This window comes from Demequina sp. NBRC 110057 (assembly GCF_002090175.1).
GTDB lineage: Bacteria > Actinomycetota > Actinomycetes > Actinomycetales > Demequinaceae > Demequina.
In genome coordinates this window covers 312147-336447 of record NZ_BBRN01000003.1, presented here as the reverse complement: position 1 = coordinate 336447, position 24301 = coordinate 312147, and the positions used below count along the sequence as shown (strand labels likewise).

Sequence of the window (24301 nt, the reverse complement as noted above, 5' to 3'; positions counted from 1 at the left end):
TCGGCGGATGATGGCGGTCGGCCGATGCCGCGGTGACCGCCGCGCCGGGGTACGGCCGATGCGGTGGTCGGGTCTGGGTTACAGGCCTGCGCCGGTCACGGCGGCCCAGGCGTCGGAGGTCGTGGAGTCCGTGCACCAGCTCGCGGGGGTGTCGCTCGTGCACTCCTCGACCACGCCGGTGAAGACGGTGGCGAAGAACACCACCGCGAGGATGGTCACGATGATGCCGAGGCCGATGATCACGTAGCCCGTGATGAGGCCCGCGAGTCCCAGCGAGCGGTTGTCCGCCTCGCCGCGCTTGACCGCGCTGAGGCCGAGGTGGCCGAACACGATGCCGGCGATCGCGGTGAGCCCACCCGTGACGAGCCCCCCAAGCGACAGCGCCAGCGACGTGATGTTCATCCAGTTCTTCTCGGTGCCGGGCCGCTGCCCCTGCGGGGCGCCCGGCTGCGCGTACTGGTACGGCGGCTGGTGCTGGGTCTGGTGCTGAGGAGCCGCGTACTGCGGCTGCTGCGGATCGTTCTGAGGCTGGTCGGTCATGGCGTCTCTCCCCGTGAATGCCTGATGTCTCGAGCCTAGGGACGGGGACTTCGCCGAGGCATCGGCCGTGGGGGCGAACCGCACCCCAGGGGAGTCCCCGAGCCCCGTCTCAGGGTCAGCCGCCCAGCCCCGAGTCGATGGCGGCGGCCAGGAACGGGATCGCCGCCCCGCCCACGATGCCCAACGCGAGGCCCACGGCGCCGATCCTGCGGTCGGAGGCGCGCTCACAGCGCGCGATCGCCATGCCGCCGAACGCCACTGCCGCGAGGTCGAGGCCGAGCAGGAGCGGCCAGGCGGCAAGGAGACCGAGCCCGAGCGTGGCGGTGCCCGCGACCCCGAGCGCCCCGGTGACGAGCGAGATCGACGCCCATCGCGCCACCCTGATCCGCTGTGCTGCTGTGCTCATGCCGCGAATGTAGCGGGGCGTGGGCGTCGCGGGGAGCCCACACTTGTGCGGGCTCAGTCGATCGTGCCGACGCTCTGGCGCCAGGAGTAGCCGAGCCATCCCCACACCAGCAGCGCCACGACCCCGAGCGCCCCTCCGACCCACGCCGCCGTCCGGCCCGGGCCGCGCGTATCGCGCCACAGCGCGGCGACAGCAAGCCCGAGCGGAAGGGGAGCCAAGATCGGCAGGATGAGTGCCGCGAGCCCCGTCCCCACAGCGACAAAGCCGAGCCACGAACGGTCGGTGACGGGCGCATCGGCCACGGGTTCTTCCGCCATGAGTGAACCGTAGCGCCGCGCCGTTCACCCCGTAGCGAAACGGGGCCGCAAACGGCAATGGCGCGTGGGGTGAGGGCGTTAGGGTCATGCAAGACGTTCGATCAGGAGGAAACGTGAACGACATCACGGCACGAGCCGACGGACCCGGCATGGGGCTGAGCGACTCGATCTTCAACCGGCTGCTGCGCGAGCGCATCATCTGGCTGGGCGACGAGGTTCGCGACGACAACGCCAACGCCATCTGCGCGCAGATGATGCTGCTGGCCGCCGAGGACCCGGACAAGGACATCTACCTGTACATCAACTCGCCCGGCGGCTCGATTACCGCGGGCATGGCGATCTACGACACGATGCAGTACATCAAGCCCGACGTCGCCACCGTGGCGATGGGCATGGCAGCGTCGATGGGGCAGTTCCTGCTCTCGTCCGGCGCGCAGGGCAAGCGGTTCGCGACCCCGCACGCCCGCGTCATGATGCACCAGCCCTCGGGCGGCATCTACGGCACGACGACGGACATCCGCATCAACGCCGAGCTCATCATGCACATGAAGAAGACGCTCGCGACGCTGACGGCCGAGCAGACGGGCAAGTCGCTCGAGCAGGTGACCAAGGACGCCGACCGCGACCGCTGGTTCACCGCCGAAGAGGCGCTCGAGTACGGGTTTGTCGACAAGGTCATCACGCACGCTGCCGAGACCGGCGACGCGTCGCAGGGAGGCAAGGCATGAGCGAGATCTACCAGGCCATGCAGGCCGGTGCGCGCACCGCGGGCTTCGGAGGAGCGGCGCCGACGGGTCCCTCGTCGCGCTACATCCTTCCGTCGTTCGAGGAGCGCACCGCCTACGGCTTCAAGCGTCAGGACCCCTACGCGAAGCTGTTCGAGGACCGCATCATCTTCCTCGGCGTGCAGATCGATGACGCCTCCGCGGACGACGTGATGGCGCAGCTGCTCGTGCTCGAGTCCCAGGACCCGGACCGCGACATCACGCTGTACATCAACTCGCCCGGTGGCTCGCAGACCGCGCTCACCGCGATCTACGACACGATGCAGTACATCAAGCCGCAGGTGCAGACAGTGTGCCTGGGCCAGGCGGCCTCCGCGGCTGCCGTGCTGCTCGCAGCCGGTTCGCCCGGCAAGCGCCTCGCACTTCCCAACGCCCGCGTGATGATTCACCAGCCCCGCATCGAGCAGGGTGCCCGCGCGCAGGCCTCGGACATCGAGATCTACGCGGAGGAAATGATCCGCATGCGCGAGTGGCTCGAGTACACGCTCGCCAAGCACACCGGCCAGACGGCGGAGAAGGTGCGCGAGGACATCGAGCGTGACCGCTTCCTGTCCGCGCAGGAGTCGCTCGAGTACGGCCTGGTGGACCAGGTGCTGGCGTCCCGCAAGGGAGTCGACACCGTGGCCCCCGAGGACCGCGCCCTGGGCAAGGCTGAGGGCTAAACCCACGCTGCCGAGCGGCCGTCTCCCCTCGGGGAGGCGGCCGCTTCGCTGTGCGCGGACTCGCGGTGTGTCGCTGAGCGCGTGTCAGGGGGCCTAGGTAGCCTGAATGAGTACGGCCCGCACAGATGGCGTGGGGGTGCGTGGAGGGAGATCCGATGACTCGACCGGCAGACAGCGGCGACCTGCTGAAGTGCTCGTTCTGTGGCAAGACGCAGAAGCAGGTGCGCAAGCTCATCGCCGGCCCCGGCGTGTACATCTGCGACGAGTGCATCGAGCTGTGCAACGAGATCATCGAGGAGGAGTTCGCGGAGGCGGCCGAAGCCGAACTCACCGAGCTGCCTCGCCCCCGTGAGATCTTTGACTTCCTCGGCCAGTACATCGTGGGCCAGGACTCCGCCAAGCGTGCCCTCGCGGTCGCCGTGTACAACCACTACAAGCGTGTGCGCGCAGGCGAGGCGTCGCCCAAGGCCGGCGAGGACCAGGTCGACATCGCGAAGTCGAACGTCCTGTTCATCGGCCCCACGGGTACCGGCAAGACCTACCTCGCGCAGACCCTCGCCCGCATGCTCAACGTGCCGTTCGCGATCGCCGACGCCACCGCGCTGACCGAGGCCGGCTACGTGGGCGAGGACGTCGAGAACATCCTCCTGAAGCTGTTGCAGGCCGCCGACTACGACGTCGAGAAGGCCCAGCGCGGCATCATCTACATCGACGAGATCGACAAGGTTGCCCGCAAGGCCGAGAACCCGTCGATCACGCGCGACGTGTCCGGCGAGGGGGTCCAGCAGGCGCTGCTCAAGATCCTCGAGGGCGCGCAGGCGTCGGTGCCCCCGCAGGGCGGGCGCAAGCACCCGCACCAGGAGTTCATCCAGATCGACACCACCAACGTGCTGTTCATCCTCGGCGGCGCCTTCGCGGGGCTCGAGGAGATCATCTCGTCGCGCGTGGGACGCAAGGGGATCGGCTTCGGTGCGCAGCTGAAGGAGGCCGACAACTCGGACCTCTTCGCGCAGGTGACGCCGTCCGACCTTCACAAGTTCGGGCTCATCCCCGAGTTCATCGGCCGCATGCCGATGATCGCCACGGTGTCGCCGCTCGACGTCGACGCGATGGTGTCGATCCTCACGGAGCCCAAGAACGCGCTCGTGAAGCAGTACCAGCGCATGTTCCAGATCGATGGCGTGGAGCTCGAGTTCGAGAAGGACGCCGTCGAGGCGATCGCCGAGCAGGCGCTTGAGCGCGGCACCGGTGCGCGCGGCCTGCGGGCCATCATGGAGGAGGTCCTCCAGGAGACCATGTTCGACGTGCCTGGGCGCGAGGACATCGGCCGCGTGATCGTGACCCGCGAGACCGTGATGGAGCGCGTGCTTCCCTCCTACGTCGCGCGCGAGGAACGCCAGGAGGGCGCGGCCTAACCTCCCGCGATGCAGCAGTTCTCCTACGCCGCGCTGAAGGGTGTGGTGTCGGTACTCCTCGCTGGGGTGCTGACCTCGGTGCTTGTGCTGTTGGCGGTCGTTGAGGATCAGCCGCTCGTGCTCTTCGCTGTCGCGCTGGTGTGGGCGATGGTCGCGCTCAGGCTCATCGCACCGTTCCGGAGGGCCTCTGCCAGCCGCCATGATGTGTGCGAGCCGGGCTGGGACTACGAGGTGTGGGGGCCCGCGGCTCGTGCGTACGACGCCGCGGTGCCGTTCGGGGGTGCTGCCGGAGCCGTCATGAGGCGGTCGACGATTCCGGTCGCCATCGACGACGAGACGGTCCTGTGTGAGCGCGTCGACCTGCCCTCAGGCGTCGTCGTGGGTGCGGACATCTTCGTCGAGTGCGTCCACCTGCCCTACCGCTTCCCGACGACGGTTTTCGACTGGGTGCCGCGACGCGCCTCCTCGAGCACCGATGATCTGGTGGCGCAACTGAGTGTGGGCCTCGAAGCCGCCGTGCGCGGCGAGGACGTGATGTTCGCCCACCAGTGGATGACATCCGAGGTGAAGGAGACGCTTACCGAGATCTTCGAGTTCGCCCCTCACGTGGCTCTCAGCGGGGCGACGCTGTCCGTCTGGGGGCACAAGCGCGGCGTCCCCGACCCGCGTCTCCAGGAGCTCCTGCTTCGCCTCGCGGTGACGCTGAGGCCTGGGCTCGTCAAGGAATACGGGAGTCCCGTGACCGCCCCGGTACCGCCGGCCGGTGCACGTCATCACGGTACGACTACCCTTCCTGCTGTCGCCGCGATGTCTCTCGTGGTCGCCCCAGTGGCGGCCGTCGTCCTGGGGCTCACGTCCATCCCTGCGTATCCCACTCGCCGGTGGGCGCAGGCATTGCTGGTGTTGGCCATCGTGGGTGGGACCGCCGGGACCGCACTGATGCTGGGCCTCGTCGGGTAGGTGCGCTCCGGCCTCCGCCCGCACCCGGCCACGGGAGCCAGTGGGCACTGAGGGCGCGATTCACGAGGTCGGCGCGTCCCAGTGGGCGCTCAGGGCGCGCGCGACTTCGACCGAGCCGCCAACACGAGCCCGACCACCTCGCGGCACCACTCCGGCCGGCCCACCACGTCCCAGTAACTCAGCCTCACCGTCTGGATCCCCACGCTCGCCAACGCGGCGTCTCGCCCGATGTCGGCCTGCCTCTGATCGGGCCCCGCATGAGTCGCGGACCCGTCGAGTTCGATCGCGGTACGTGTTTCCGGGTCGTACAGGTCCAGGCGGAATCGCCTCCCCGAGCACACCACGGTGTGCTGGCGGATCAGGCGCGCGAACTCCCGCGTATTGAACACCTGGAAGAGCCCCTGCTCCTCAAGCCAGCTCTCGGCCCCCTGGGTTGCGGCGGTGGCGATCCGGGTCAGCCGACGCCGGTCGGTCACGCGCGGCATCGTGGCGAGCGCCTGGCGCAGCTCGGTCACCCGTTGGGGTCCGCGGCGCAGGACGGAGTAGGCCGTCTCTGTCCTCCCGCGCGGCTCGAGGGTGCCGAAGGCCTGGGCCAGCGCGAAGCCTGCGCAGGCAACGGGCATGCCCGCGATCCGTGACGTCGGGAGATCGTAGGAGATCCGGGTGAGCGCTATCCAGGGCGGCGGGCGCAGGCGGGTGTCGCGCGGCACTGTCAGTGCGATGCGCGGTGGGGGCGTCTCGAGCATCCGATGCAAGCAGAGCGCAGACGTGCCGGCGATGACCGCGCCCGCGCCCGCCCAGGTGAGGGCGGCATCGGCCCTTGCCCAGAAGGACTCGGCGTGTGCCGCGGCGACGTAGCAGTCGGGCAGTAGCCGGACAACCTCGCCACTGTCGACGGCCCGGCGGAGCCGATCGCGTGACGCGACCGCGATCAACTCGCGCGAGGTGAATGCTCGGGGGCGTGCCGTGACGGCTTCGTGCAACGAGGTGGCGTTGCCGGCGGGAAGCGCGCGGAGGGGTCGCATGGCACCGAGACCACACCCTTGCGCGGTAGCGCTGGCGGCCCGAGCGGGCCCCAGGGGAGAGGCGGCGCATGGCGAGCGGGCTGGGGACGACGGTGCGAGACCTGCGTGAATGCCCACCAGGAGACCCCTGCGACCGAAAACGCGCCCTGAGCGTCCACAGGGACGCTCAGGGCGCGATGGCGGGTGCCGGGTGCCGGGTGCTTAGGCCTCGGCGAGCACCACGTTCTCGGTGCGCATGACGGTCGGGTCCGCGATCTCCGTGGCCGAGCCATCCGAGTCGCCGCCGTCCACCGACGCGTCGAGCGCCGCGACGGCGTCGACGATCTGCATCGCCTTCACGCGGCCCGCGGACATGATGTCGGCGCGCGCCGCGTGCACGGCAGCGACCTTGGCCTCGGGGACCAGCAGGTCGACGGTCTCGATCTCGGTGCGCTGCGACACCTTGGCCTCGGACTTGATCTTGCGGATCACGGCGAGCGCCTCGCCCGCGTCTCCCACGAGCGACGCGTCGGCGCCCGCGGCGGCCAGGCGCAGCGGCTCGGCCGAGGGCCACGCGGCACGGTGCACGGTGCCGGGACGGAACCAGGACCACACCTCCTCCGTGGCGAACGGCAGGAACGGCGCGAACAGGCGCAGGAACGAGTCGAGCGCGATGACCAGTGTCGCGCGCGCCGAGGCCGCTCCGGGGGAGCAGGGCGCCAGCGGGTCGATGTCGGCGCCGGGCGCCGCACCGTCGTACGCGCGGGCCTTCACGAGCTCGACGTAGTCGTCGCAGAACGTCCAGAACAGCGTCTCCGCCTGCTCGAGCGCACGGGTGTGGTCGTACGCCGCGAACGCGGCGGTCGCGGTGTCGACCACCTCCGCCAGGGCCGCGAGCAGCGCGCGGTCAAGCGGGTCCGTCACCACGGAGCCGGAGGCGTCCATCGCTGCGGGGTGGGAGTCGCCCGCGGCGCCTCCGCCCAGGCCGTCGAGCACGCCGCCCGTGACGTGGGCGGTCGCGGCGATGCCGGCCTCGAGCGACTCGTTGGCCGCGGTGCCGATGCCGGTGGCGCCCAGCGCGAACTTCGACGCGTTGAGGACCTTGTTGGCGAGGCGACGACCGATCTTCATCTGGCCCTCGTCGAAGGCGGCGTCGGTGCCCAGGCGAGCCGAGGCCGCCCAGTAGCGCACGGCATCGGACCCGTGCTGTTCGAGCAGACCCAGCGGGGTGACGACGTTGCCCTTGGACTTCGACATCTTCTTACGGTCGGGGTCGAGGATCCAGCCGGAGATGGCGGCGTGCTTCCACGGCAGCGCGTCGTGCTCCAGGTGCGAGCGCACCACGGTGGAGAACAGCCACGTGCGGATGATGTCCTGGCCCTGGGGGCGCAGGTCCATGGGGAAGGTCTTCGCGAACAGCGCCGCGTCATCGCGCCAGCCGCACACGATCTGCGGCGTGAGCGACGATGTCGCCCACGTGTCCATGATGTCCTTCTCGCCGGTGAAGCCGCCGGGCTGGTCGCGCTGCGACTCGTCGTAGCCCGGGGCGGCGTCCGCTGACGGGTCCACGGGAAGCGACTCCTCGGACGGCACGATGGGGGAGTCCCACACCACCTCGCCGGCCTCGTCGAGCGGGTACCAGACGGGGATCGGCACGCCGAAGAAGCGCTGGCGCGAGATCAGCCAGTCGCCGGTGAGGCCGTTGACCCAGTTCTCGTAGCGCTTGCCCATGTGCGAGGGCACGAACTCGAGCTCCTCGCCGCGGCTCAGCAGCGCGGTGCGCAGGTCGGCGTCGCGGCCACCGTTGGAGATGTACCACTGGCGCGACGTGACGATCTCGAGCGGCTTGTCGCCCTTCTCGAAGAACTTCACGGGGTGCTGGATGGGCTTGGGCTCGCCCTCCATGACGTCCGCCTCGCGCAGCATCTCGACGATGCGCTTCTGCGCGGAGAACACGGTCATGCCGGCGATCTCGGCGTAGGCCGCCTGCGCCGCCTCCGACTCGAGGCCGGCGGGGGCCTCGGGAAGCACGCGGCCGTCGCGGCCCAGGATGGAGCGCATCGGCAGGTTCAGCTCGCGCCACCAGATCACGTCGGTGACGTCACCGAACGTACAGATCATCGCGATGCCGGAGCCCTTGTCGGGCGAGGCGAGGCGGTGGGGAACCACGGGCACCTCGACGCCGAACAGCGGGGTGCGCACGTGCGTGCCGAACAGCGGCTGGTAGCGCTCGTCGTCGGGGTGCGCCACGAGCGCCACGCAGGCTGCGAGCAGCTCGGGGCGGGTGGTCTCGATCCACACCGACTCGAACGAACCGGTGACGGCCTCCATGTCGGCGCACGGCTCGAACGCGAGGCGGTGGTAGGCGCCGGGACGCTCGCGGTCCTCGAGCTCGGCCTGCGCCACGGCGGTGCGGAAGGTCACGTCCCACAGGGTGGGGGCCTCGGCCTGGTAGGCCTCGCCGCGGTTCAGCGAGCGCAGGAAGGCCTGCTGAGCGACGGCCTGCGAGGACGGCGCGATGGTCTGGTAAGTGCGCGACCAGTCGACGGACAGGCCGAGGCGACGCCACAGGTGCTCGAACTGCTGCTCGTCCTCGGCGGTGAGGCGCTCGCACAGCTCGATGAAGTTGCGGCGCGAGATGGGCTGCTGGTCGGCGGCCTTCGAGGACTTGCCGTCGCCACCCACGAAAGGCGGCTCATAGTTCTCGACGTAGGGGAGCGTCGGGTCACAGCGCACGCCGAAGTAGTTCTGCACGCGGCGCTCGGTGGGCAGGCCGTTGTCGTCCCAGCCCATCGGGTAGAACACCTCGCGGCCGGTCATGCGCTGGAAGCGCGCGACCACGTCGGTGTGCGTGTAGGAGAACACGTGGCCCACGTGCAGCGAGCCGGACACGGTGGGCGGAGGGGTGTCGATCGAGTACACCTGCTCACGCTCGACGGAGGCGTCGAAGCGGTACGTGCCCTGGTCCTCCCATACGGAGTTCCAGCGGTCCTCGAGTCCGTCGACGGTGGCCTTCTCCGGGATGCGCTGAGTCATGGGGGTCATTGTTCCAGAACACGCGGGTAGCGCCGCAATCCTGGGTGGCCGATGCCGGTGCGGGCTCCGTACGTCGCGCGCCCCGCGCGTCACGGCGGTCGCGTCGGCGCAGGTTGATAGCGTCCGTGACGTGAGTGAGGCGAGGCTGCGCCCGGAGTTCATGAGGGCGCTGGAGGACTTCGACGCCCAGGTGGGTGCGTCGCTGAAGCCGCGCTTGCGCGACATGATCCGGCTGCGGTGCTCCCACCTCAACGGCTGCGCCTTTTCGATCCGCCTGCACTCGGAGGCGCTCACGGCTCTCGGCGAGCGGCCGGAGGTGATCTCCGCCCTCGCGCGCCCGGTGCGGGCCATGCGGGAGGGCCTCGTCAGCGAGGGTGACGAGGCCGCGCTGCGCTTCGCCGAGATCCTCACGGACCCGCCGCGCGGGCTCGAGGGCGAGGCGCGCGACGCCGCCGCCCAGTACTTCACTCGCCAGCAGCTGGGCGCGATCGTCGAGACGGTCGCGGTGGTGAATGCCTGGAACCGGGTGCTGCGCGGAATCGACTGACCGCGGGTCGCGCGTTTCGCACCCGTGCCAGCCGCTAACGTGAGCGCCGAGGGCGGCGAAACCCTCCTTGGCGTAGGGGAGAACATCATGACGGACACGGCGACGCCGCGGGTGAAGCCCGCGCTCTGGATCGGCATGGCGGTCTTCGTCGCCTATGCCGCGATCATCTTCGTGATGTGGACGGTCAACGACGTCGACTACGCGGGGGTGCAGGACTCGACCGAGCAGGCCGTCGACGGCGTCGTCATCCCCGTCGGCATCGGCGCCGTGTTCCTCATCGCCGTGACCACCTGGCTCGGCTGGTGGCATCCCGTCCTGCGCGAGCGCCGCCGCAACGCTCCGCGCTGGATGCTGCTCGCGCCCCTGCTGTTCGGCCTGGGCGGCCTCCTCACGGTGGCGGGCTCGGACCTCGGCGCCATCCCGGCAAGTCAGATCACCGCGATCCTCGTGGGCGTCGCGCTCGTCGGCTTCGCCGAGGAGATGGCCGCCCGAGGCGTGCTGCTGACCGGCGTGCGCGGCGCGTACGGCGAGGTGATGGTGTGGTTCGTGACCTGCCTCATGTTCGGCCTGCTGCACGCGATGAACGCCGTCTTCGGCCAGGGCCTGGGGCAGACCGCGGTGCAGGTGCTGATGGCCTTCCTGTTCGGGTCCGTCTTCTACGTCGCCCGCCGCGCCACGGGGACCATCGTGGTCGGCATGGTGATTCACGCCCTGTGGGACGCGGGGTCACTGCTGTCCGATGCGACGGACAGCGCCGATGCCGTGGGTCCGTCGCTCGGCGGGATCCTGGGCCCGCTGGCCATGATCCTGGCCGTCGCCGCGCTGTTCACGATCTTCCGCTACGACCTGGACGGCAAGAAGAAGGACCTGGCGGCCGCCTAGGTCTTACCGGGCTCGCCGCGCCTTGCGGTAGGAGTCCACGATGTCCCACACGGCGACCGCGGCGACGATCGCCAGGGTTCCCCACTCGAGGTTGGCGATCGTCAGATCCGTCGCGGCATCGGGCCACCCGATCTCGGCGAACAGCTCGCGGTTGAGCCACTCGCCACCGACCACCGGAACCGCGACGAGGGCCACTCCGGCGACGTTCACGGCCACGTTCAGCCACCAGTCGCGCATGGTCCAGTGGCCCCGCATCTGGCGCGCGATGGCCGCCGCGAGCTCGATGCCCATGACGACGAGCAGCGCGGGAAGGACGAACGTCCACAGCGAGGGGTCGAGCAGCGGCAGGCCCTCGCCGTCGGCGGTGCGGGCCCACGGCCACAGCTGTTGCCACACCAGCGCCACCGTGGTGAGCGCGATGACCACCACGGTGCCGGCGGTGTCGCCCCACGTCACCGTGGCGTCCCGCTGCTCGGGCAGCCGGTCCACCGTCCACGGCTCGGTGACGTCGCTGGCCTTCACTCGACCCCGCTCGATCGCGGCGAACACGAGCGTCACCCAGAACACCAGGTGCACGCCGACGGTCAGGGTCCCGCCCACGGTGGTGCCGAGGATGGTTGCCCAGCCGTCGCCGTCGATCCACCCGCCGAGCGGGATCAGCACGGCCATGATGGGCAGCACGATCCACAGCAGCAGGACGGTCAGTCGCTTCCACGCGAGGAAGTATTCGGGGCCGATGAGGAACAGCGAGCGATCGGCGTAGGACGCCGCGAGCCGCTCGGGGTCGCCCATCTCATTCAGCACGTCCCGCTCGGCCTGGCCGGCCGGGACACCCGCGTCGATCCGGTCATCGACGGCGTCGCCGATGGCTTCCCTGAGCTGGGACTCGACATCGGAGCGCTGGTCCTCGGCGAGGCGGGAAAGCGTCGCGGTCACGTAGCGGTCGGTGAGCGTCATGGTCGGTCCATCCGGTCGAGAGCCTCGGTGAGGCGGTTCCAGTCGGCGCGCAGCAGCGAGACGAGCTCGATGCCGGCGGGGGCGGTCGCGTAGACCTTGCGGGGGCGGGCCTCGGAGGTGTCCCACTCGAAGCTCAGCAGGCCCTGCTTGTCGAGGCGGCGCAGGAGCGGATACAGGGTGTTGGCCTCGACCTCGAAGCCCAGGTCCGCCAGGCGGCCGATGAGCCGATAGCCGTAGTCGGGGGTCGCGGCGAGCAGCGCGAGGCACGCGAGCGAGGTGGTGCCGCGGCGCAGCTCCTGGCGGTGCTGCGCAATGAGGTCGGGGTCAAGCATGTCTCACACGATACTGTGCGTCGCACACTATGGCAATCGCGCGCAGTATCGACGTGCGCCGGCCGGGCCGCGTCGATCCCGCCCCGCCGTCCCCGCTTTCCCGCGTGTCGCAGGGGTTTTACCGTGCGTCGCGGTGCGCGGCGGAGTAGCGTCTGCCCCATGGTGCGATTCATGTGGAACCTGGTGGTCACCCTCATCGCCGCGGCGGTGGGCCTCTGGCTGACCTACTTCATCCTCGGTGCGGACGACTTCGACATGAACGTCAGCGGCTTCCTGCTGGCGCTCGTGATCTTCGTCGCGGCGCAGGCGATCCTCTCGCCGTTCATCCTCAAGCTCTCCGTCAAGTACGCGAACGCGCTCACCGGCGGTGTCGCGCTCGTCTCGACGTTCGTGGCCCTGCTGCTCGCCAACATCTTCTCGGACGGCCTGGACATCAAGACGCTCACCGGCTGGCTGGTGGGCACCGTCCTGGTGTGGCTGCTGAGCGCCATCGCCGGCTGGCTCGTGGGGGCGTTCGTCCTCAAGAGCAAGCTCGAGAAGGACTGACCGACTCCACGTACGACGAGGGCCCCGGCACCGTATGGTGCCGGGGCCCTCGTCGTCGGGGTGGCCGATGCCGCGGCCGGCTCACCGGCCCAGGTTGCCGATCATGCGGCGCAGCACGTCGGCGGCGATCGCGTAGTCCTCGTCGCTGACGCCCGCCACGGCGGCATCGTGCAGCGCGGCGACCTGGCCCTCCAGCTCGGCGTAGGCCTCGCGGCCCTCGTCCGTGGCGACGCGGCCGCCGTCCTCGTCCGCCACCCAGCCGCCAGCGGCGAGCCCCTCCCACGCGTCCGCCGCGGCGGCGGGAGAGGGGTGGCCGGGAAGCCTCGCCTCGAGGGTCTCCCACGGCATCGGCCCGTCGGCGTGGACGAGCAGCGATAACATGACGAACTCGCGCTCGGTGGTGGAGCGGTCGGCAAGCGCGTCGCGGAACGCGGCGCTCAGCGCCTGGTCGAGCATGCGGGCGAGGGCATCGATCCTGGTGGCGGCGTCGCTCATGCTCGCCACCCTACGCCCGGGCGCCGACGGGGCGCCCGGGCGATCGCGCTAGTGGGTGCCGGTGGTCTCGTCGAGCACGTCGGCCGCCATGAGGTCGGCGACCTCATTGACCCCCACGAGGACCCGGTCGGCGCCGAGCTCCGTGAGGTAGGCCACGTCGGTGTCGTTCTGGCCTCGCGTCAGCACGCGCACGTGGGGCGACAGGCGCTTGATCTTCGCCGTGATGGCCCCCGCGTTGAGGGGGTCGGGGATGGCGATGATGACGGTGGTGGCCTGGTCGATGCCCGCGGCGCGCAGCACCTTGGAGCGCACTGCGGAGCCAAGGATCGCCTCGCGGTCGTCCTCGCGCAGCGCCTTGACCTTGTTCTCGTCGTCGTCGATCACCACGGTGGGGACGTCGGCGTGCCACAGCGCCATCGCGGTGCGGGTTCCCACGCGCCCGAAGCCCACGAGGATCACGTGCTCGGAGCCTGTGTAGGTGACCGTCGCGTCGTCGTCCTGATCCTGCGGGTCCTCCGCGCCTTCGCGGTAGAAGCGCGACACGAAAGTGAACAGGAACGGGTTGATGACGATGGACAGGATCGCGCCGCCGAGCACCAGGTCCTGGGCCTCCTGCGAGAGGATCTCGAGGTCGCCTCCCAGGGTGACGAGGATGAAGGAGAACTCGCCGATCTGCGCGAGCGCCGCCGCGACCACCAGGGACATGCGCTTCGAGTAGCGCAGCGCGCGTACCAGGCCGAACGCGACCGCGGACTTGCCGACCACGATGACGAGGGTGGTGACGAGCAGGGCAAGCGGCGCCTCGATCACGACGTGCCAGTCGACGAGCATTCCCACGGAGACGAAGAACAGCACCGAGAAGGCGTCCCGCAGCGGCAGGGAGTCCTCCGCGGCGCGGTGCGACAGGTCCGACTCGCGCATGATCATGCCGGCGAAGAACGCGCCCAGGGCGAACGAGACGTCGAACAGGTACGCGGCGCCCACCGCGACGCCCATGGCGATCGCAAGGATGCTGATGGTGAAGAGCTCGCGCGAGCCGGTGTCGGCCACCTTGGCCAGCAGCCACGGGATGGCCCGCTTGCCCACGACGAGCATGAGCGCGACGAACACGGCGACGCGGACGATGGTCCACGCAAGCTCGCCGGCGATGGCCCCGGCGCCGCCCGCATCGGACGCGAGTACGGGGATGACGACGAGGGCGATCACCATCGCGAGGTCCTCGACGATGAGCCAGCCGACGGCGATGTGGCCGGCGCGGGTGTCGAGGAGCTGCTTGTCCTCGAGCGCGCGCAGCATGACCACGGTCGAGGCGACCGACAGGGCGAGGCCGAACAGCATGGACGCGCCGAGCGACCAGTCGAGCCACAGGCCCACGCCCGTGCCGAGCGCGGTGGCGGCGACCATCTGTAGGACGGCGCCGGGCAGCGCGACCTTCTTGACGGCGAGGAGGTCCTTGATGGAGAAGTGGAGGCCGACGCCGAACATCAGCAGGATGACGCCGATCTCGGACAGCTCGTAGGCCACGTCGGTGTCGCCGACGAATCCAGGGGTGAAGGGCCCGATGAGGAGGCCCGCGGCGAGGTACCCAACGATGGGGGACAGGCGCAGCTTCTGTGCGAGGAAGCCGAGCGCAAAGCCCATCACCAGACCCACGGCCATGGTCGTGAGGAGAGGTGCATGGTGCAGCATTCAGACATTCTACGTGGCGCTTTGTGACCAACAGGTGTCCGATGCCTTGAGTGGCGGTTCTCGGGCTCAGAATTTGTGTGACAGGCACCTTGCGTAATTGGTACGCTCTCGCCATGACTCACGCTGAGGAAGCCCCGGGCCTCGCCGCGCGACTGCGCGACGCCACCGCCGTCGAGCACAAGGACACCGAGAACCGGTCCTTCATCACGCGCCTCATGGGCGGAGAGCTGGACCTCGAGGCCTACACCCGCTACCTCGCTCAGTACGCGTACGTGTACCGCGCCCTCGAGGCCAGGACCACCCAGCCCGGCGACCCCGCCTTCCTCGCCGACCCCGCGCTCCCGCGCTACGCGTCGATCGTGTCGGACCTCGAGCACCTGGGCGCCGCCGACTGGGAGTCGCGTCACCCCGCGCACCCCGCCACGCAGGAGTACGTCGACCACCTGCTCGCGATCGCCCCGGCGGACGTGGCGCGCTACCTCGCGCACCACTACACGCGCTACCTGGGTGACCTCTCGGGAGGCCAGGCCATCGCCGCGCTCGTGGGCCGCCACTACGGCGCCACCGACGCGCAGCTCGCGTTCTACCGCTTCGAGGACATCGACTCGCCCGTGCGCTACAAGCGTGCCTACCGTGACCAGCTGGACGGACTGAGCTTCACCGAGGAGCAGGAGCAGGCGCTCTTCGCGGAGGCCAAGGGCGCGTTCCACTTCAACGCCGCGATCTTCGAGGCGCTGGGCGAGGCCGAGCCCGCGCCCGTGGCGTCCTGACCGTGTCGCGCCGTGGTGCCTGGGCGGGCGCCGCGGCGCTCGCGGCGGCGCTCGCCCTCACGGGCTGCGTGCCGCTGACGCCCGAGGCCTCGTCCTCGTCGCAGGCGGCGACCACGGCATCGGCCGCCGCCGTTGCCGGGCAGGAAGGGCAGGCGGCGGCGACCCGCGTGGCGCTCGCCGACCTCGACCTCGTGGATCCGCACACCTATGAGGGCCCGTCGACCGCGACCCTCGCGGACGCGACGGTCGAGGTGATGGACCCCGCACCCACTCCCGAGCTCCCCGCGACGGTGACCTCCCACGCCCGCGACGGCGACGTCGACGTCGAGGTGGCGGACACCTCCCGCGTGGTGGCGTTCGACATGTCCGGCTCGATCGCCGCGACGCTGTGGGCGCTGGGCCAGGGCGAGTCGCTCGTGGGCCGCGACGTGGCCGCCGAGTTCCCCGGCACCGAGGACATTCCCGTCGTCACCGGGTCCTCGCACACCATCAATCCCGAGGCGGTGCTCGAGCTCGAGCCGACGCTCGTCATCACCGACGGGTCAATCGGCCCCACGGACTCGGTGCAGCAGATCGCCGATGCCGGCGTGCCCGTCGTCTACGTCGACAACGAGTCCTCGTTCGAGGGCGCTGGCGAGCTCGCCCGTCAGGTCGCCGCGGCGCTCGGGGTGGCCGATGCCGGCGAGACCCTCGCGGAGCGCATCGCGAGCGAGGTAGACGCAACCGAGGCCGAGATCGCGGACATCGCTCCCGACGAGGGGCTGCGCATCATGATGCTTTACCTGCGCGGCGCCTCCGGCATCTACTACATGTTCGGCGAGGAGTCCGGCGCCGACCAGCTGGTGAATGGCCTGAGCGGCGTGGACGTGGCGGCCGAGATCGGCCTGGACGGCATGAAGCCGCTGACCGACGAGGCGATGCTCGCCGCCGACCCCGAGGTCATCCTGGTGATGAGCCACGGCATCGAGTCGGTGGGCGGCGTCGACGGCCTGCTTGAGGCCAAGCCCGCCATCGCGCTGACGACGGCTGGCCAGCATCGGCGCATCGTCGACATGGCCGACAACCAGCTGCTGGCCTTCGGGCCGCGCTCGGCAGACATTCTCGACGCGCTCGCGCGCGCCGTCTACGCCCCGGAGTCCTGATGGCCGATGCAGTGGCGGCGCCCGTGAGGGCTTCGGTGGCCCGGCCGCGGGTGCGCGCCGTCGTGCTGTTCGTGGCGCTCGCGGTGCTGCTCGTCGCGGGAGTCATCGCCTCCGCCGGCGTGGGCCAGCTGACGGTGTCTGTCTCGGAGGTGATCGGCGCGCTCCTGCGCGGCCTGGGCATCGACACCTCCTGGGCGCCCGCCTCCGACGTGACGTACGAGGCGCTGTGGCAGATCCGCTTCCCGCGCGTCGCCATGAGCATTCTCGTGGGGGCGGCCCTCGCCGTCGCGGGCGCCGTCATGCAGGCGATCTTCGGCAACCCGCTCGCCGAGCCCGGCGTGGTGGGGGTGTCCTCCGGTGCTGCCCTGGGCGCCGCGCTCGGCATCGTCTCCGGCGGCGTACTCGCGGGAGTGCTGGGTACGGCATCGATGGCCTTCATCGGCGGCGTGGGCGCCACGCTGCTGGTCTACTTCATGGCGCGCGCCGGGGGCCGGACGGAGGTCGTGACGCTGCTGCTCACGGGCATCGCCGTCAACGCCTTTGCGGGCGCCGGTCTCGCGCTCGTGATCTTCGTGGGGGACTCCGCCGCCCGCGAGCAGATCGTGTTCTGGCAGCTGGGGTCGCTCAACGGGTCGCGCTGGAACGAGGTCGCGGTGGTGGCGACGTTCACCGTCGTGGCCACGGCTGTCGCGTTCGCCTTCGCGCGCCGGTACGACCTGCTGGCGCTGGGGGAGCGCACCGCGGGGCACCTGGGCCTGCGCGTCGAGCGCCTGCGCGTCGTGTCGATCATCCTCGTCGCGGTCCTCACCGGTGCAGCAGTGGCGTTCGCCGGCATCATCTCCTTCGTGGGGCTGGTGATTCCGCACGCCGTCCGCATGGTGCTCGGCCCCGCCCACCGCATGCTCCTGGCAGGGTCGCTGCTGGGTGGGGCCGTGCTCATGGTGTGGGCCGACCTCTTCGCGCGCACGGTGGTCACCGGCGCCGAGCTGCCCATCGGCCTCCTGACATCGCTGATCGGCGGCCCGTTCTTCTTCTACCTGCTGCGCCGCGCGCGCTCGCGCCAGGGAGGCTGGGCATGACCGCCCCGCCGACGGCCGCCTTCCACGCCGACCGGGTGAGCGTGCGCATCGGCCCAGCGACGCTGGTGGCCGACGTGTCGCTTGACGTCGCTCACGGCGAGGTGGTGGCCCTGGTGGGCCCCAATGGCGCGGGAAAGTCCACGCTGCTCGGCGTACTCGCGGGCGACCGCGCGCCGTCCGCCGGCGTCGCGGCCTTCGATGGCCGCGACATCGCCGACTGGTCGCCGGGCGACCTCTCGCGCCGGCGTGCGGTCCTCACCCAGGACAACCAGGTCGCGTTCCCCTTTAGGGTGCGCGAGGTGGTCGAGATGGGGCGAGCGCCCTGGCAGGGCCGCGCCGAGCAGGACGCCGACGACGAGGCCGTCGACCAGGCGCTCGCCACGTGCGACGTCGCCCACCTCGCCGACCGCACCTTCACCTCGCTGTCCGGGGGAGAGCGCGCGAGGGTCTCCCTCGCGCGCGTGCTCGCGCAGCGCACCGCCGCGGTGCTCCTGGACGAGCCCACCGCCGCCCTCGACCTGAAGCACCAAGAGGACGTGCTGCGCGTCGCGCGGGGCCTCGCCCGCGATGGCGTGGCCGTCGCCGTGGTGCTTCACGACCTCTCTCTCGCGGCCGCCTACGCGGACCGCATCGCCGTCATGCGGCGGGGGAGTGTGGCGGCGGTGGGGGCTCCCGCCGAGGTGCTCACCGCCGCGCTCGTCGAGGACGTGTACGGCGTTCCGGTGCACGTGCTCGACGGCCCCGACGGCACGCCCCTCGTGGTCCCGCAGCGCTAACCCCCTGGCGCAAATGGCCGCATTTGCGGCTCGAAGCGCGTCGTCGTGCCGCAAAACGGGCCACCAGGAGAGTCGGAGTGCGACGGCGGGGAAAAACAGCCAGAGACGCCGAGGGGCGGCCGACCCGTAGGTCGACCGCCCCTCGGCGTCGGTCTGCCCTTTACCTGCGGCGGATGGCCACTACCGTGGCGCCACCCGCAGCGACCATCAGCAGGCCCAGGACGATCCACACCCACGTGGTGGACGAGGACTCCTCCACGGGAGCCTCGGCTTCCGTGGTGACTGCTTCCTCCGTGGGGGCCGCCGAGGGCTCCTCGGTGGGCTCCTCCGCGGCCGTGGTCGTTTCACCCGCGAGGACCGCGATGCAGCCGTCCTCCGAGGTCAGCGCCACCGTCACCGGGTCGAGCGCCTCGCCCTCGGGGTAGGTGCCGAACGCCGCGGCGCCGTCGGCCGTGAGGGTGGCAGGGATCGCCGCGAGCGTGACGACGTCACCCTCCGAGCTGATCTCAGCGGCCTCGAGGTCGAGCTCGGCGAAGCGGATGCCGGTCGAGTCGACCGAGGAGCCATCCTGCGTCTCGCCGGACACGTCCAGCAGCAGGTAGGCGCCGTCCGCGGACAGCTCGAGCACCGGGTTGGCGATGGTCGTGTCGAGCGCTCCGTCGTGGCCGGTGAACTCCACCGCTCCCGTGAAGCTCACGGTGCCGGTGGTGTCCGAGCCATCAATCGCGGCCTCGCCGTCCGCCCAGGTGAAGAGGCCACCCTCCTCGGTCGCGCCATCGAGCGTCCACTCGCCGTTGGCGATGGTCGACTCGATGTACGAGCGGAAGGACTCCTTGAAGCCCCAGGTGAGGGTGGCATCGGCCACACACACGCCCTCGACGGTCGCCGGGATGTCGAGCACGATGCCCACATCCTGCGAGCCCTGGAAGGTCAGCGTGTGCTCGCCCGTGAGCGACGCGGGAAGCGCGCCGGTCCACGTGGCGACGCCGTCGGCATCGGCCGAGATCTCGGCGAGCAGCGTGGGCGTCGAGTAGACGACCACCTTGATGCCCTCCTCGTTCGGCTCGAAGCCCGGCACGGAGACCGTGACGACCTCGCCGGCGAGCAGCGCCGCCAGCGTCTCGTCGTCCAGCTCGATGCCGGTGGTCGCGGGCGCGGTGGCAGGGATCTCGTCCTCGGTCGTCTCGACCTCGGACGCGGTCTGCACCACGCGAGTGCCGCCGGCCGATGCGCTCGACGACCCGACACCGAAGGTGACGGTCACGGGGTCGATGCCGAGGCTCTGTCCGCCGGGGCCCGTCAGCACGCCGCTGCCCGCGGAGGTGAGGGTCGCCGGCACGCCGGTGAAGCGGACCGCGTTGTCGAGGGACGTGCGCGTGCCGAACGCGAGGTTCAGCGTCGCGAAGTCCATCCGCGAGCCGTTGACGGACACGCTGAGCACGGCGGTGCTCGGCGAGGTGAGGCGGACCTGCGGGTTGGCGAACGTGTAGTCCAGCGCGCCGCCGTGGCCCGTGTAGCGAACCGATCCCGCGTAGGTGGCGGTGCCGGAGCCAGCCGCCACGTCGGGGTTACCGGCCGACTGCACGAAGGTGAAGGTGCTGCCGTTGGAGCTGGCGCCGGTCACCGAGATCTGGCCCTTCGAGATGGGGCCCGTCACGTAGGTGTTGAAGGCACTGCTGATGCCCCAGGTGAGGCGACCCACCACTGCGGTGCTGGTCTCGGGCTCGTCGGTGACGACGACTCCGCCGTTGCCCCCGTTCGAGCCGCTTCCGCCGGTGCTTCCACCGGTGGAGCCCGTGCCACCATTCGAGCCGCCGGCGTTGCCGCCGGTGGTGCCCGAACCGTCGCCGCCGCCCGAGGAGGGCTTCGAGGACCCGAGGGTGACCTTGAGGTTGTCCAGCGACTGGCCCGTCTCGTAGAACCCGCCGAAGGCCGCCGCGCCCGCCGTGGTGAGCGTGGCGGGGACGGAGGTGAGCGTCACCGAGCTCGCGTTGGCCGTGCGCGGGGAGGCGCCCAGGTTCAGCGAGGCGAAGTCGACGCGCTTGCCGTCGACCACCAGGGACAGGACCGCCTTCGTCTTCGAGGTCAGGCGGATCTGCGGGTTCGCCATCGTCATGTCGATGCCGTGGGCGGAGTACTCGAAGCGGACGGAGCCCTTGAACTTCGCCGTGCCGCTACCGGTGGCCATGTTGGCGTCACCGCCGTTCGCCTTGAAGGTGAACGCGGAGCCGTTGTTGACCGCGCCGCCCGACACCGAGATGCCGCTCGCGCCGATGTAGTTCAGCCACGAGGACTTGATTCCCCACACGAGGTCCCCGCTCTTGGGGTCGACGGGGGTCACCGGGTCGGTGGGGTCGGTGGGATCGGTGGGGTCCGTGGGATCCGTCGGGTCGACCGGGTCCACGCTCACCACGGCGCCCTCGTAGGACACCGTCGCGTCGTCGAGCGCGACGCCGTTGTAGTTGGTGAACACCGCCTGGGTGCCGGCGGTGCCGGTGGCGGGGATGTCGGCGATGGTCGAGAAGCCGTCCACCGTCGTCGCCGTGCCGCCCAGGACGTCGAGGTCCGCAATCACTACCTCGCCGAGCTCCTCGCCCTGCGACACGGAGGTGGCAGAGATCTCGCCGCTGCCGTCCTCGTGGACGGTGACGACGGGGTCCGAGATGGTGATCTCGATCCCGTGAGCGGGCTTGGCGAACGTCACCGCGCCGCTGTAGGTCACCGTTCCCACGCCGTTGTCGTCGAGGTCGACGCTGGCGACGGGGAAGGTCGTGGCGGCGCCGTCGTCCGTGGCTCCCTCGGTGGCGGTCACCGTGCCGACCGGGACCCCGGACGGGAACGGCGACGTGATGTAGCTGCGGAAGGACGACTTCACGCCCCACACCAGCGAGGCCGCCTGCGGCTCCACCGGCTCACCCTCGTAGGTGAACGTGGCGGGGTCGAGCGCGGTGCCGACGGCGTAGCTGGCGGAGAACACCGCGGGGGTGCCGGCCAGCGCTGTCGCGGGAGCTCCCGTGTACGTGGTGTAGCCGTCCTCGGTGGTGACCTCCGCGGCGGTGAGGTCGAGCTCGGCCAGGTCGACGGACTCGCCGCCGTAGGTCGCCGAGATGACCGCCGTCGAGGCGTCGGTGACGGTCACGACAGGGTTCGACAGGGTGATGTCGATGCCGTGGGCGTCCTTGAAGTACCGCACGGCGCCGTCGTAGGTGGCGGTCGTCGCGGTCGCGTTTGTCGTGGTGGTGGCGTACGGGAAGACCGTCACGGTGCCGTCGTCGGTCGCGCCACCGGTGGCCTCGATGCCGAAGGCGGAGGTGCCGTTCCAACCCGACAGGTACGTGCGCCACGACTGCTTGAAGCCCCACTCCAGGCCCACCGGCGTCGCCGGCGCGGTGAAGGTCACGGGGATGAACTGGTCGAGCGAGTAGTTGCCAGGGAAGGTGTGGGCAAGGCGGATGAACACTCCGCACTGGTCCGTCGCGTCCGCCGAGTCGGCGCACACGTGCTCACCGAAGGTGTCGGGCACCACGACGTCGCTGGAGAAGGTCCACACGCCGTCCTCGACGGTGCCGGTCGCGGGAACCATGCCCCCGTACTGCGAGACGGAGGACAGGAACTGCTGCGAGCCGCCGCAGTCGTCGCCGGTGAGGCGACCCTCGGCGGTGCCGACCTCGGCGTCACCCTCGGCGCACCACATGACGTACACCGACGTCGCGGTGCCATCGATGGTCGCCGGAAGGCTGGCGTTGACGGTGACAGTGTCACCGGCCGCCACGTCGGTGTCAGGGGTGACGGTCACGCCCAGCTCGGGCGCCGCGAAGGACACCGGGATGAACTGGTCGAGGCTGGTCGACGACTCTCCGGTGTGGGTGTGGTCAAGGCGGACGAACACACCGCACTGGTCCGTGGCATCGGCGCGGTCGTCGCAGAGGTGCGCGCCGAACGCGTCGGTGACGCTCATCTGCGCCTCAAACGTCCAGACGCCGTTCTCGACGGTGCCCGTCGCGGGGACCATGCCGCCGTACAGCGGGACCGAGCTGAGCGCGGCCTGGTAGTCGCCGCCGGCGCAGTCGGCGCCGGTGAGGCGGCCCTCGCCCTCGGCGCACCACATCGCGTAGATGGAGGTGGCCTTGCCGTCCACGGTGGCGGGAAGCACGCCGCTCACGGTGACGGTGTCGCCATCGGCCAGATCGGACGACGGCGAGACGACGATGCCGTAGTCGGGGGCGGCGAAGGTGACGGGGATGAACTGGTCGAGCGAGTAGTCGCCCGGGAAGGTGTGGGCCAGGCGGATGAACACACCGCACTGGTCCGTCGCGTCCGCGCGGTCGTTGCAGGCGTGGTCGCCGAAGCCGTCGGGCACCACCACGTCCGTCGAGAACGTCCAGGCGTTGCCGGACACGGTGCCGGTGGCGGGGACGGAGCCGCCGTACTGCGAGACGGAGGACAGGAACTGCTGCGAGCCGCCGCAGTCGTCGCCGGTGAGGCGGCCCTCGGCGGTGCCGACCTCGGCGTCACCCTCGGCGCACCACATGACGTAGACCGAGGTGGCGGTGCCGTTGACGAAGGCCGGCAGCGTCGCGTCGACGGTCACGGTGTCGCCCGCGGCCACGTCCGTGTTCGGGGTCACGGTGACGACCGGCTCCACCGGGGGAGCGGCGAACGTCACGGGGATGAACTGGTCAAGCGAGTAGTTGCTGCCGTGCGTGTGGTCCAGGCGGATGAAGATGCCGCACTGGTCGGTGCTGTCGGCGAGGTCGCCGCACACGTGGGTGCCGAACTCGCCGGGGACGGTCAGCGTGGTCTCGAAGGTCCACACGCCGTCGGTCACGGTGCCCGTGGCGGGCTGGCCAAACGAGGAGGTGTGCATGACCCAGGCCTGCGTGGTCCTGCCCGCGCAGGCATCGCCCGTGAGGCGGCCCTCGGCGGTGCCGGGCTCGACGTCACCCTCGGCGCACCACATAGCGTAGAAGGACGTGTTGGTGCCGTCGATCTGGGCGGGAAGCGTGCCGGAGATGGTGACGGTGTCGCCGGCCTCGAGGCCGGTGGTCGGGGAGACGGTGATCTCGGGCTCGACAGGCTCGGTCGGGTCGGTCGAGGGGTCCACGGACGGCTCCTCAGTCGGCGTCGCCGAGGGCTCGACGGACGGCTCGACCGACGGCTCCTCGGTGGGCTCCTCGGTAGACGTCACCGAGGGCTCGGGGGTCGGCTCGACGACGACGGGAGCGGGGTAGGACAGCGACAGGGTGTCCATCGCGGTGTTGGCGTAGTTGGTGAAGACCTGCTGCGCGCCGTCGGTGCCGGTCGTGGCGAGCCCCTCGGCCGACACGATGCCGTCGGCCTCGGTGGTCGCCCACGCCGCGATGGTCGCGATGTCCACGCGGCCAAGGTCACCGTCGGTGGTGACGGCCGCGAACGACAGCGTCGCGCCGCCGGCGCCGGTGATGGCCACCGCGGGGTCGGTCAGCGTGATCTCGATGTTGTGGCTCGGGACGGTGTAGGTGACGGATCCCGTGTACTGGACCGTGCCGGCGCCATCCTCGTCGACGTCGGCCGACGTCAGGGGGAAGGTGACGACGCCCGCGTTGACGGACGCGCCGCCCGCGACGGTGGTGGTGCCGCCGAAGCGCTCGACGTAGGACCGCCAGGTGTCCTTGACGCCCCAGGACAGGGACGAGGAGGAGGTCTCGGCTGCGACCGCGGCCGGCGCGACCAGCAGCGATCCTGACAACAAGAACAGAAGGACTGCCGCTATCCAGGCGGCGGGACGCACGGGTGTGCTTCGCAATGTCACGGGGACTCCATCGTGGTGGTGGCGCGAGTGAACAGGACTCGGCGGGCGCCTCAGCTGGCGAACCTACGGTGGAGACTATCGGCGAAGCGGCGATTTACGCAATTACGATGTTGCGTTGTTACGAAAATAAGAATGGCAGGTGAAATGCCAACGGGAAGCGGCCCATGTCC

21 protein-coding genes are annotated in these 24301 nt (G+C 70.5%); 11 read left to right on the top strand and 10 right to left on the bottom strand.

Going from position 1 to position 24301, the window contains the following annotated elements; translation table 11 throughout:
* Positions 1 to 78: 78 nt before the first annotated feature.
* The 3 genes from B7K26_RS01550 to B7K26_RS01540 all read right to left on the bottom strand — a co-directional run bounded on the left by B7K26_RS01550 (position 79) and on the right by B7K26_RS01540 (position 1263).
* Positions 79 to 540 (bottom strand): DUF4190 domain-containing protein, encoded by a 462-nt coding sequence (locus B7K26_RS01550; protein WP_084076926.1) that lies wholly within the window; start codon positions 538 to 540, stop codon positions 79 to 81.
* A 115-nt stretch (positions 541 to 655) separates the two neighbouring features.
* A complete protein-coding gene (locus tag B7K26_RS01545) occupies positions 656 to 946 on the bottom strand; it encodes a hypothetical protein (protein WP_143340402.1) in 291 nt (96 codons plus the stop codon).
* Between the two features lie 53 nt (positions 947 to 999).
* The gene (locus B7K26_RS01540; RefSeq protein ID WP_143340401.1) at positions 1000 to 1263 is read right to left on the bottom strand and encodes a hypothetical protein; all 264 of its coding nucleotides are present in this window, start codon (positions 1261 to 1263) and stop codon (positions 1000 to 1002) included.
* Between the two features lie 149 nt (positions 1264 to 1412).
* On the opposite strand from B7K26_RS01540, the gene B7K26_RS01535 reads away from it, so the two are divergent.
* From B7K26_RS01535 to B7K26_RS01520, 4 genes are all read left to right on the top strand, one after another.
* Positions 1413 to 1991 (top strand): ATP-dependent Clp protease proteolytic subunit, encoded by a 579-nt coding sequence (locus B7K26_RS01535; protein WP_084102878.1) that lies wholly within the window; start codon positions 1413 to 1415, stop codon positions 1989 to 1991.
* Positions 1988 to 2710 (top strand): ATP-dependent Clp protease proteolytic subunit, encoded by a 723-nt coding sequence (locus B7K26_RS01530; protein WP_084076922.1) that lies wholly within the window; start codon positions 1988 to 1990, stop codon positions 2708 to 2710. The genes B7K26_RS01535 and B7K26_RS01530 overlap by 4 nt, the downstream gene beginning before the upstream one ends.
* A gap of 155 nt (positions 2711 to 2865) precedes the next feature.
* The gene (clpX, locus tag B7K26_RS01525; protein ID WP_084076921.1) at positions 2866 to 4125 is read left to right on the top strand and encodes an ATP-dependent Clp protease ATP-binding subunit ClpX; all 1260 of its coding nucleotides are present in this window, start codon (positions 2866 to 2868) and stop codon (positions 4123 to 4125) included.
* Between the two features lie 9 nt (positions 4126 to 4134).
* A complete protein-coding gene (locus B7K26_RS01520) occupies positions 4135 to 5085 on the top strand; it encodes a hypothetical protein (protein WP_084076920.1) in 951 nt (316 codons plus the stop codon).
* An 89-nt stretch (positions 5086 to 5174) separates the two neighbouring features.
* On the opposite strand, the gene B7K26_RS01515 is transcribed toward B7K26_RS01520, so the two are convergent.
* Positions 5175 to 6110, bottom strand: a complete 936-nt coding sequence (locus tag B7K26_RS01515) for a hypothetical protein (RefSeq protein ID WP_084076919.1) — start codon at positions 6108 to 6110, stop codon at positions 5175 to 5177.
* Between the two features lie 201 nt (positions 6111 to 6311).
* Positions 6312 to 9125 carry a valine--tRNA ligase gene (gene valS / locus B7K26_RS01510; protein WP_307188074.1) on the bottom strand — a complete coding sequence of 938 codons (2814 nt, stop codon included), beginning with the start codon at positions 9123 to 9125 and terminating at the stop codon, positions 6312 to 6314.
* 130 nt (positions 9126 to 9255) lie between these two features.
* Here valS and B7K26_RS01505 point away from each other — a divergent pair, with 130 nt between their 5' ends.
* A complete protein-coding gene (locus B7K26_RS01505) occupies positions 9256 to 9672 on the top strand; it encodes a carboxymuconolactone decarboxylase family protein (protein ID WP_159449571.1) in 417 nt (138 codons plus the stop codon).
* Between the two features lie 87 nt (positions 9673 to 9759).
* Complete coding sequence (locus B7K26_RS01500; protein WP_084076917.1) at positions 9760 to 10554, top strand: CPBP family intramembrane glutamic endopeptidase; 795 nt, start codon at positions 9760 to 9762, stop codon at positions 10552 to 10554.
* 3 nt (positions 10555 to 10557) lie between these two features.
* Here B7K26_RS01500 and B7K26_RS01495 read toward each other — a convergent pair whose 3' ends face one another.
* Complete coding sequence (locus tag B7K26_RS01495) at positions 10558 to 11511, bottom strand: hypothetical protein (protein ID WP_084076916.1); 954 nt, start codon at positions 11509 to 11511, stop codon at positions 10558 to 10560.
* Positions 11508 to 11843 carry a PadR family transcriptional regulator gene (locus tag B7K26_RS01490; protein ID WP_084076915.1) on the bottom strand — a complete coding sequence of 112 codons (336 nt, stop codon included), beginning with the start codon at positions 11841 to 11843 and terminating at the stop codon, positions 11508 to 11510. Before B7K26_RS01490 ends, B7K26_RS01495 begins: the two co-directional genes overlap by 4 nt.
* A gap of 159 nt (positions 11844 to 12002) precedes the next feature.
* Between B7K26_RS01490 and B7K26_RS01485 the strand changes: the two genes are divergently transcribed.
* On the top strand, positions 12003 to 12389 hold the full coding sequence (locus tag B7K26_RS01485) for a phage holin family protein (protein ID WP_084076914.1): 387 nt from the start codon (positions 12003 to 12005) through the stop codon (positions 12387 to 12389).
* 81 nt (positions 12390 to 12470) lie between these two features.
* Here the strand turns inward: B7K26_RS01485 and B7K26_RS01480 are convergent, their stop codons facing one another.
* Both B7K26_RS01480 and ybaL read right to left on the bottom strand, forming a co-directional pair.
* Positions 12471 to 12884 (bottom strand): hypothetical protein, encoded by a 414-nt coding sequence (locus B7K26_RS01480; RefSeq protein ID WP_084076913.1) that lies wholly within the window; start codon positions 12882 to 12884, stop codon positions 12471 to 12473.
* A 48-nt stretch (positions 12885 to 12932) separates the two neighbouring features.
* Positions 12933 to 14573 carry a YbaL family putative K(+) efflux transporter gene (gene ybaL, locus B7K26_RS01475; RefSeq protein WP_084076912.1) on the bottom strand — a complete coding sequence of 547 codons (1641 nt, stop codon included), beginning with the start codon at positions 14571 to 14573 and terminating at the stop codon, positions 12933 to 12935.
* A 113-nt stretch (positions 14574 to 14686) separates the two neighbouring features.
* Between ybaL and B7K26_RS01470 the strand changes: the two genes are divergently transcribed.
* Genes B7K26_RS01470 through B7K26_RS01455 form a run of 4 tightly spaced genes read left to right on the top strand, consistent with a single transcriptional unit; the run spans position 14687 to position 18340 of the window.
* Positions 14687 to 15343 (top strand): heme oxygenase (biliverdin-producing), encoded by a 657-nt coding sequence (locus tag B7K26_RS01470; RefSeq protein ID WP_084076911.1) that lies wholly within the window; start codon positions 14687 to 14689, stop codon positions 15341 to 15343.
* A gap of 2 nt (positions 15344 to 15345) precedes the next feature.
* A complete protein-coding gene (locus B7K26_RS01465; RefSeq protein ID WP_084076910.1) occupies positions 15346 to 16485 on the top strand; it encodes a hemin ABC transporter substrate-binding protein in 1140 nt (379 codons plus the stop codon).
* Positions 16485 to 17564, top strand: coding sequence for an iron ABC transporter permease (locus B7K26_RS01460; protein ID WP_084076909.1), 1080 nt, complete (start codon positions 16485 to 16487; stop codon positions 17562 to 17564). The genes B7K26_RS01465 and B7K26_RS01460 overlap by 1 nt, the downstream gene beginning before the upstream one ends.
* Positions 17561 to 18340 (top strand): heme ABC transporter ATP-binding protein, encoded by a 780-nt coding sequence (locus B7K26_RS01455; protein ID WP_084076908.1) that lies wholly within the window; start codon positions 17561 to 17563, stop codon positions 18338 to 18340. The genes B7K26_RS01460 and B7K26_RS01455 overlap by 4 nt, the downstream gene beginning before the upstream one ends.
* 160 nt (positions 18341 to 18500) lie before the next feature.
* On the opposite strand, the gene B7K26_RS13185 is transcribed toward B7K26_RS01455, so the two are convergent.
* Positions 18501 to 24131 (bottom strand): HtaA domain-containing protein, encoded by a 5631-nt coding sequence (locus tag B7K26_RS13185; RefSeq protein WP_084076907.1) that lies wholly within the window; start codon positions 24129 to 24131, stop codon positions 18501 to 18503.
* Between the last annotated feature and the right edge of the window lie 170 nt (positions 24132 to 24301).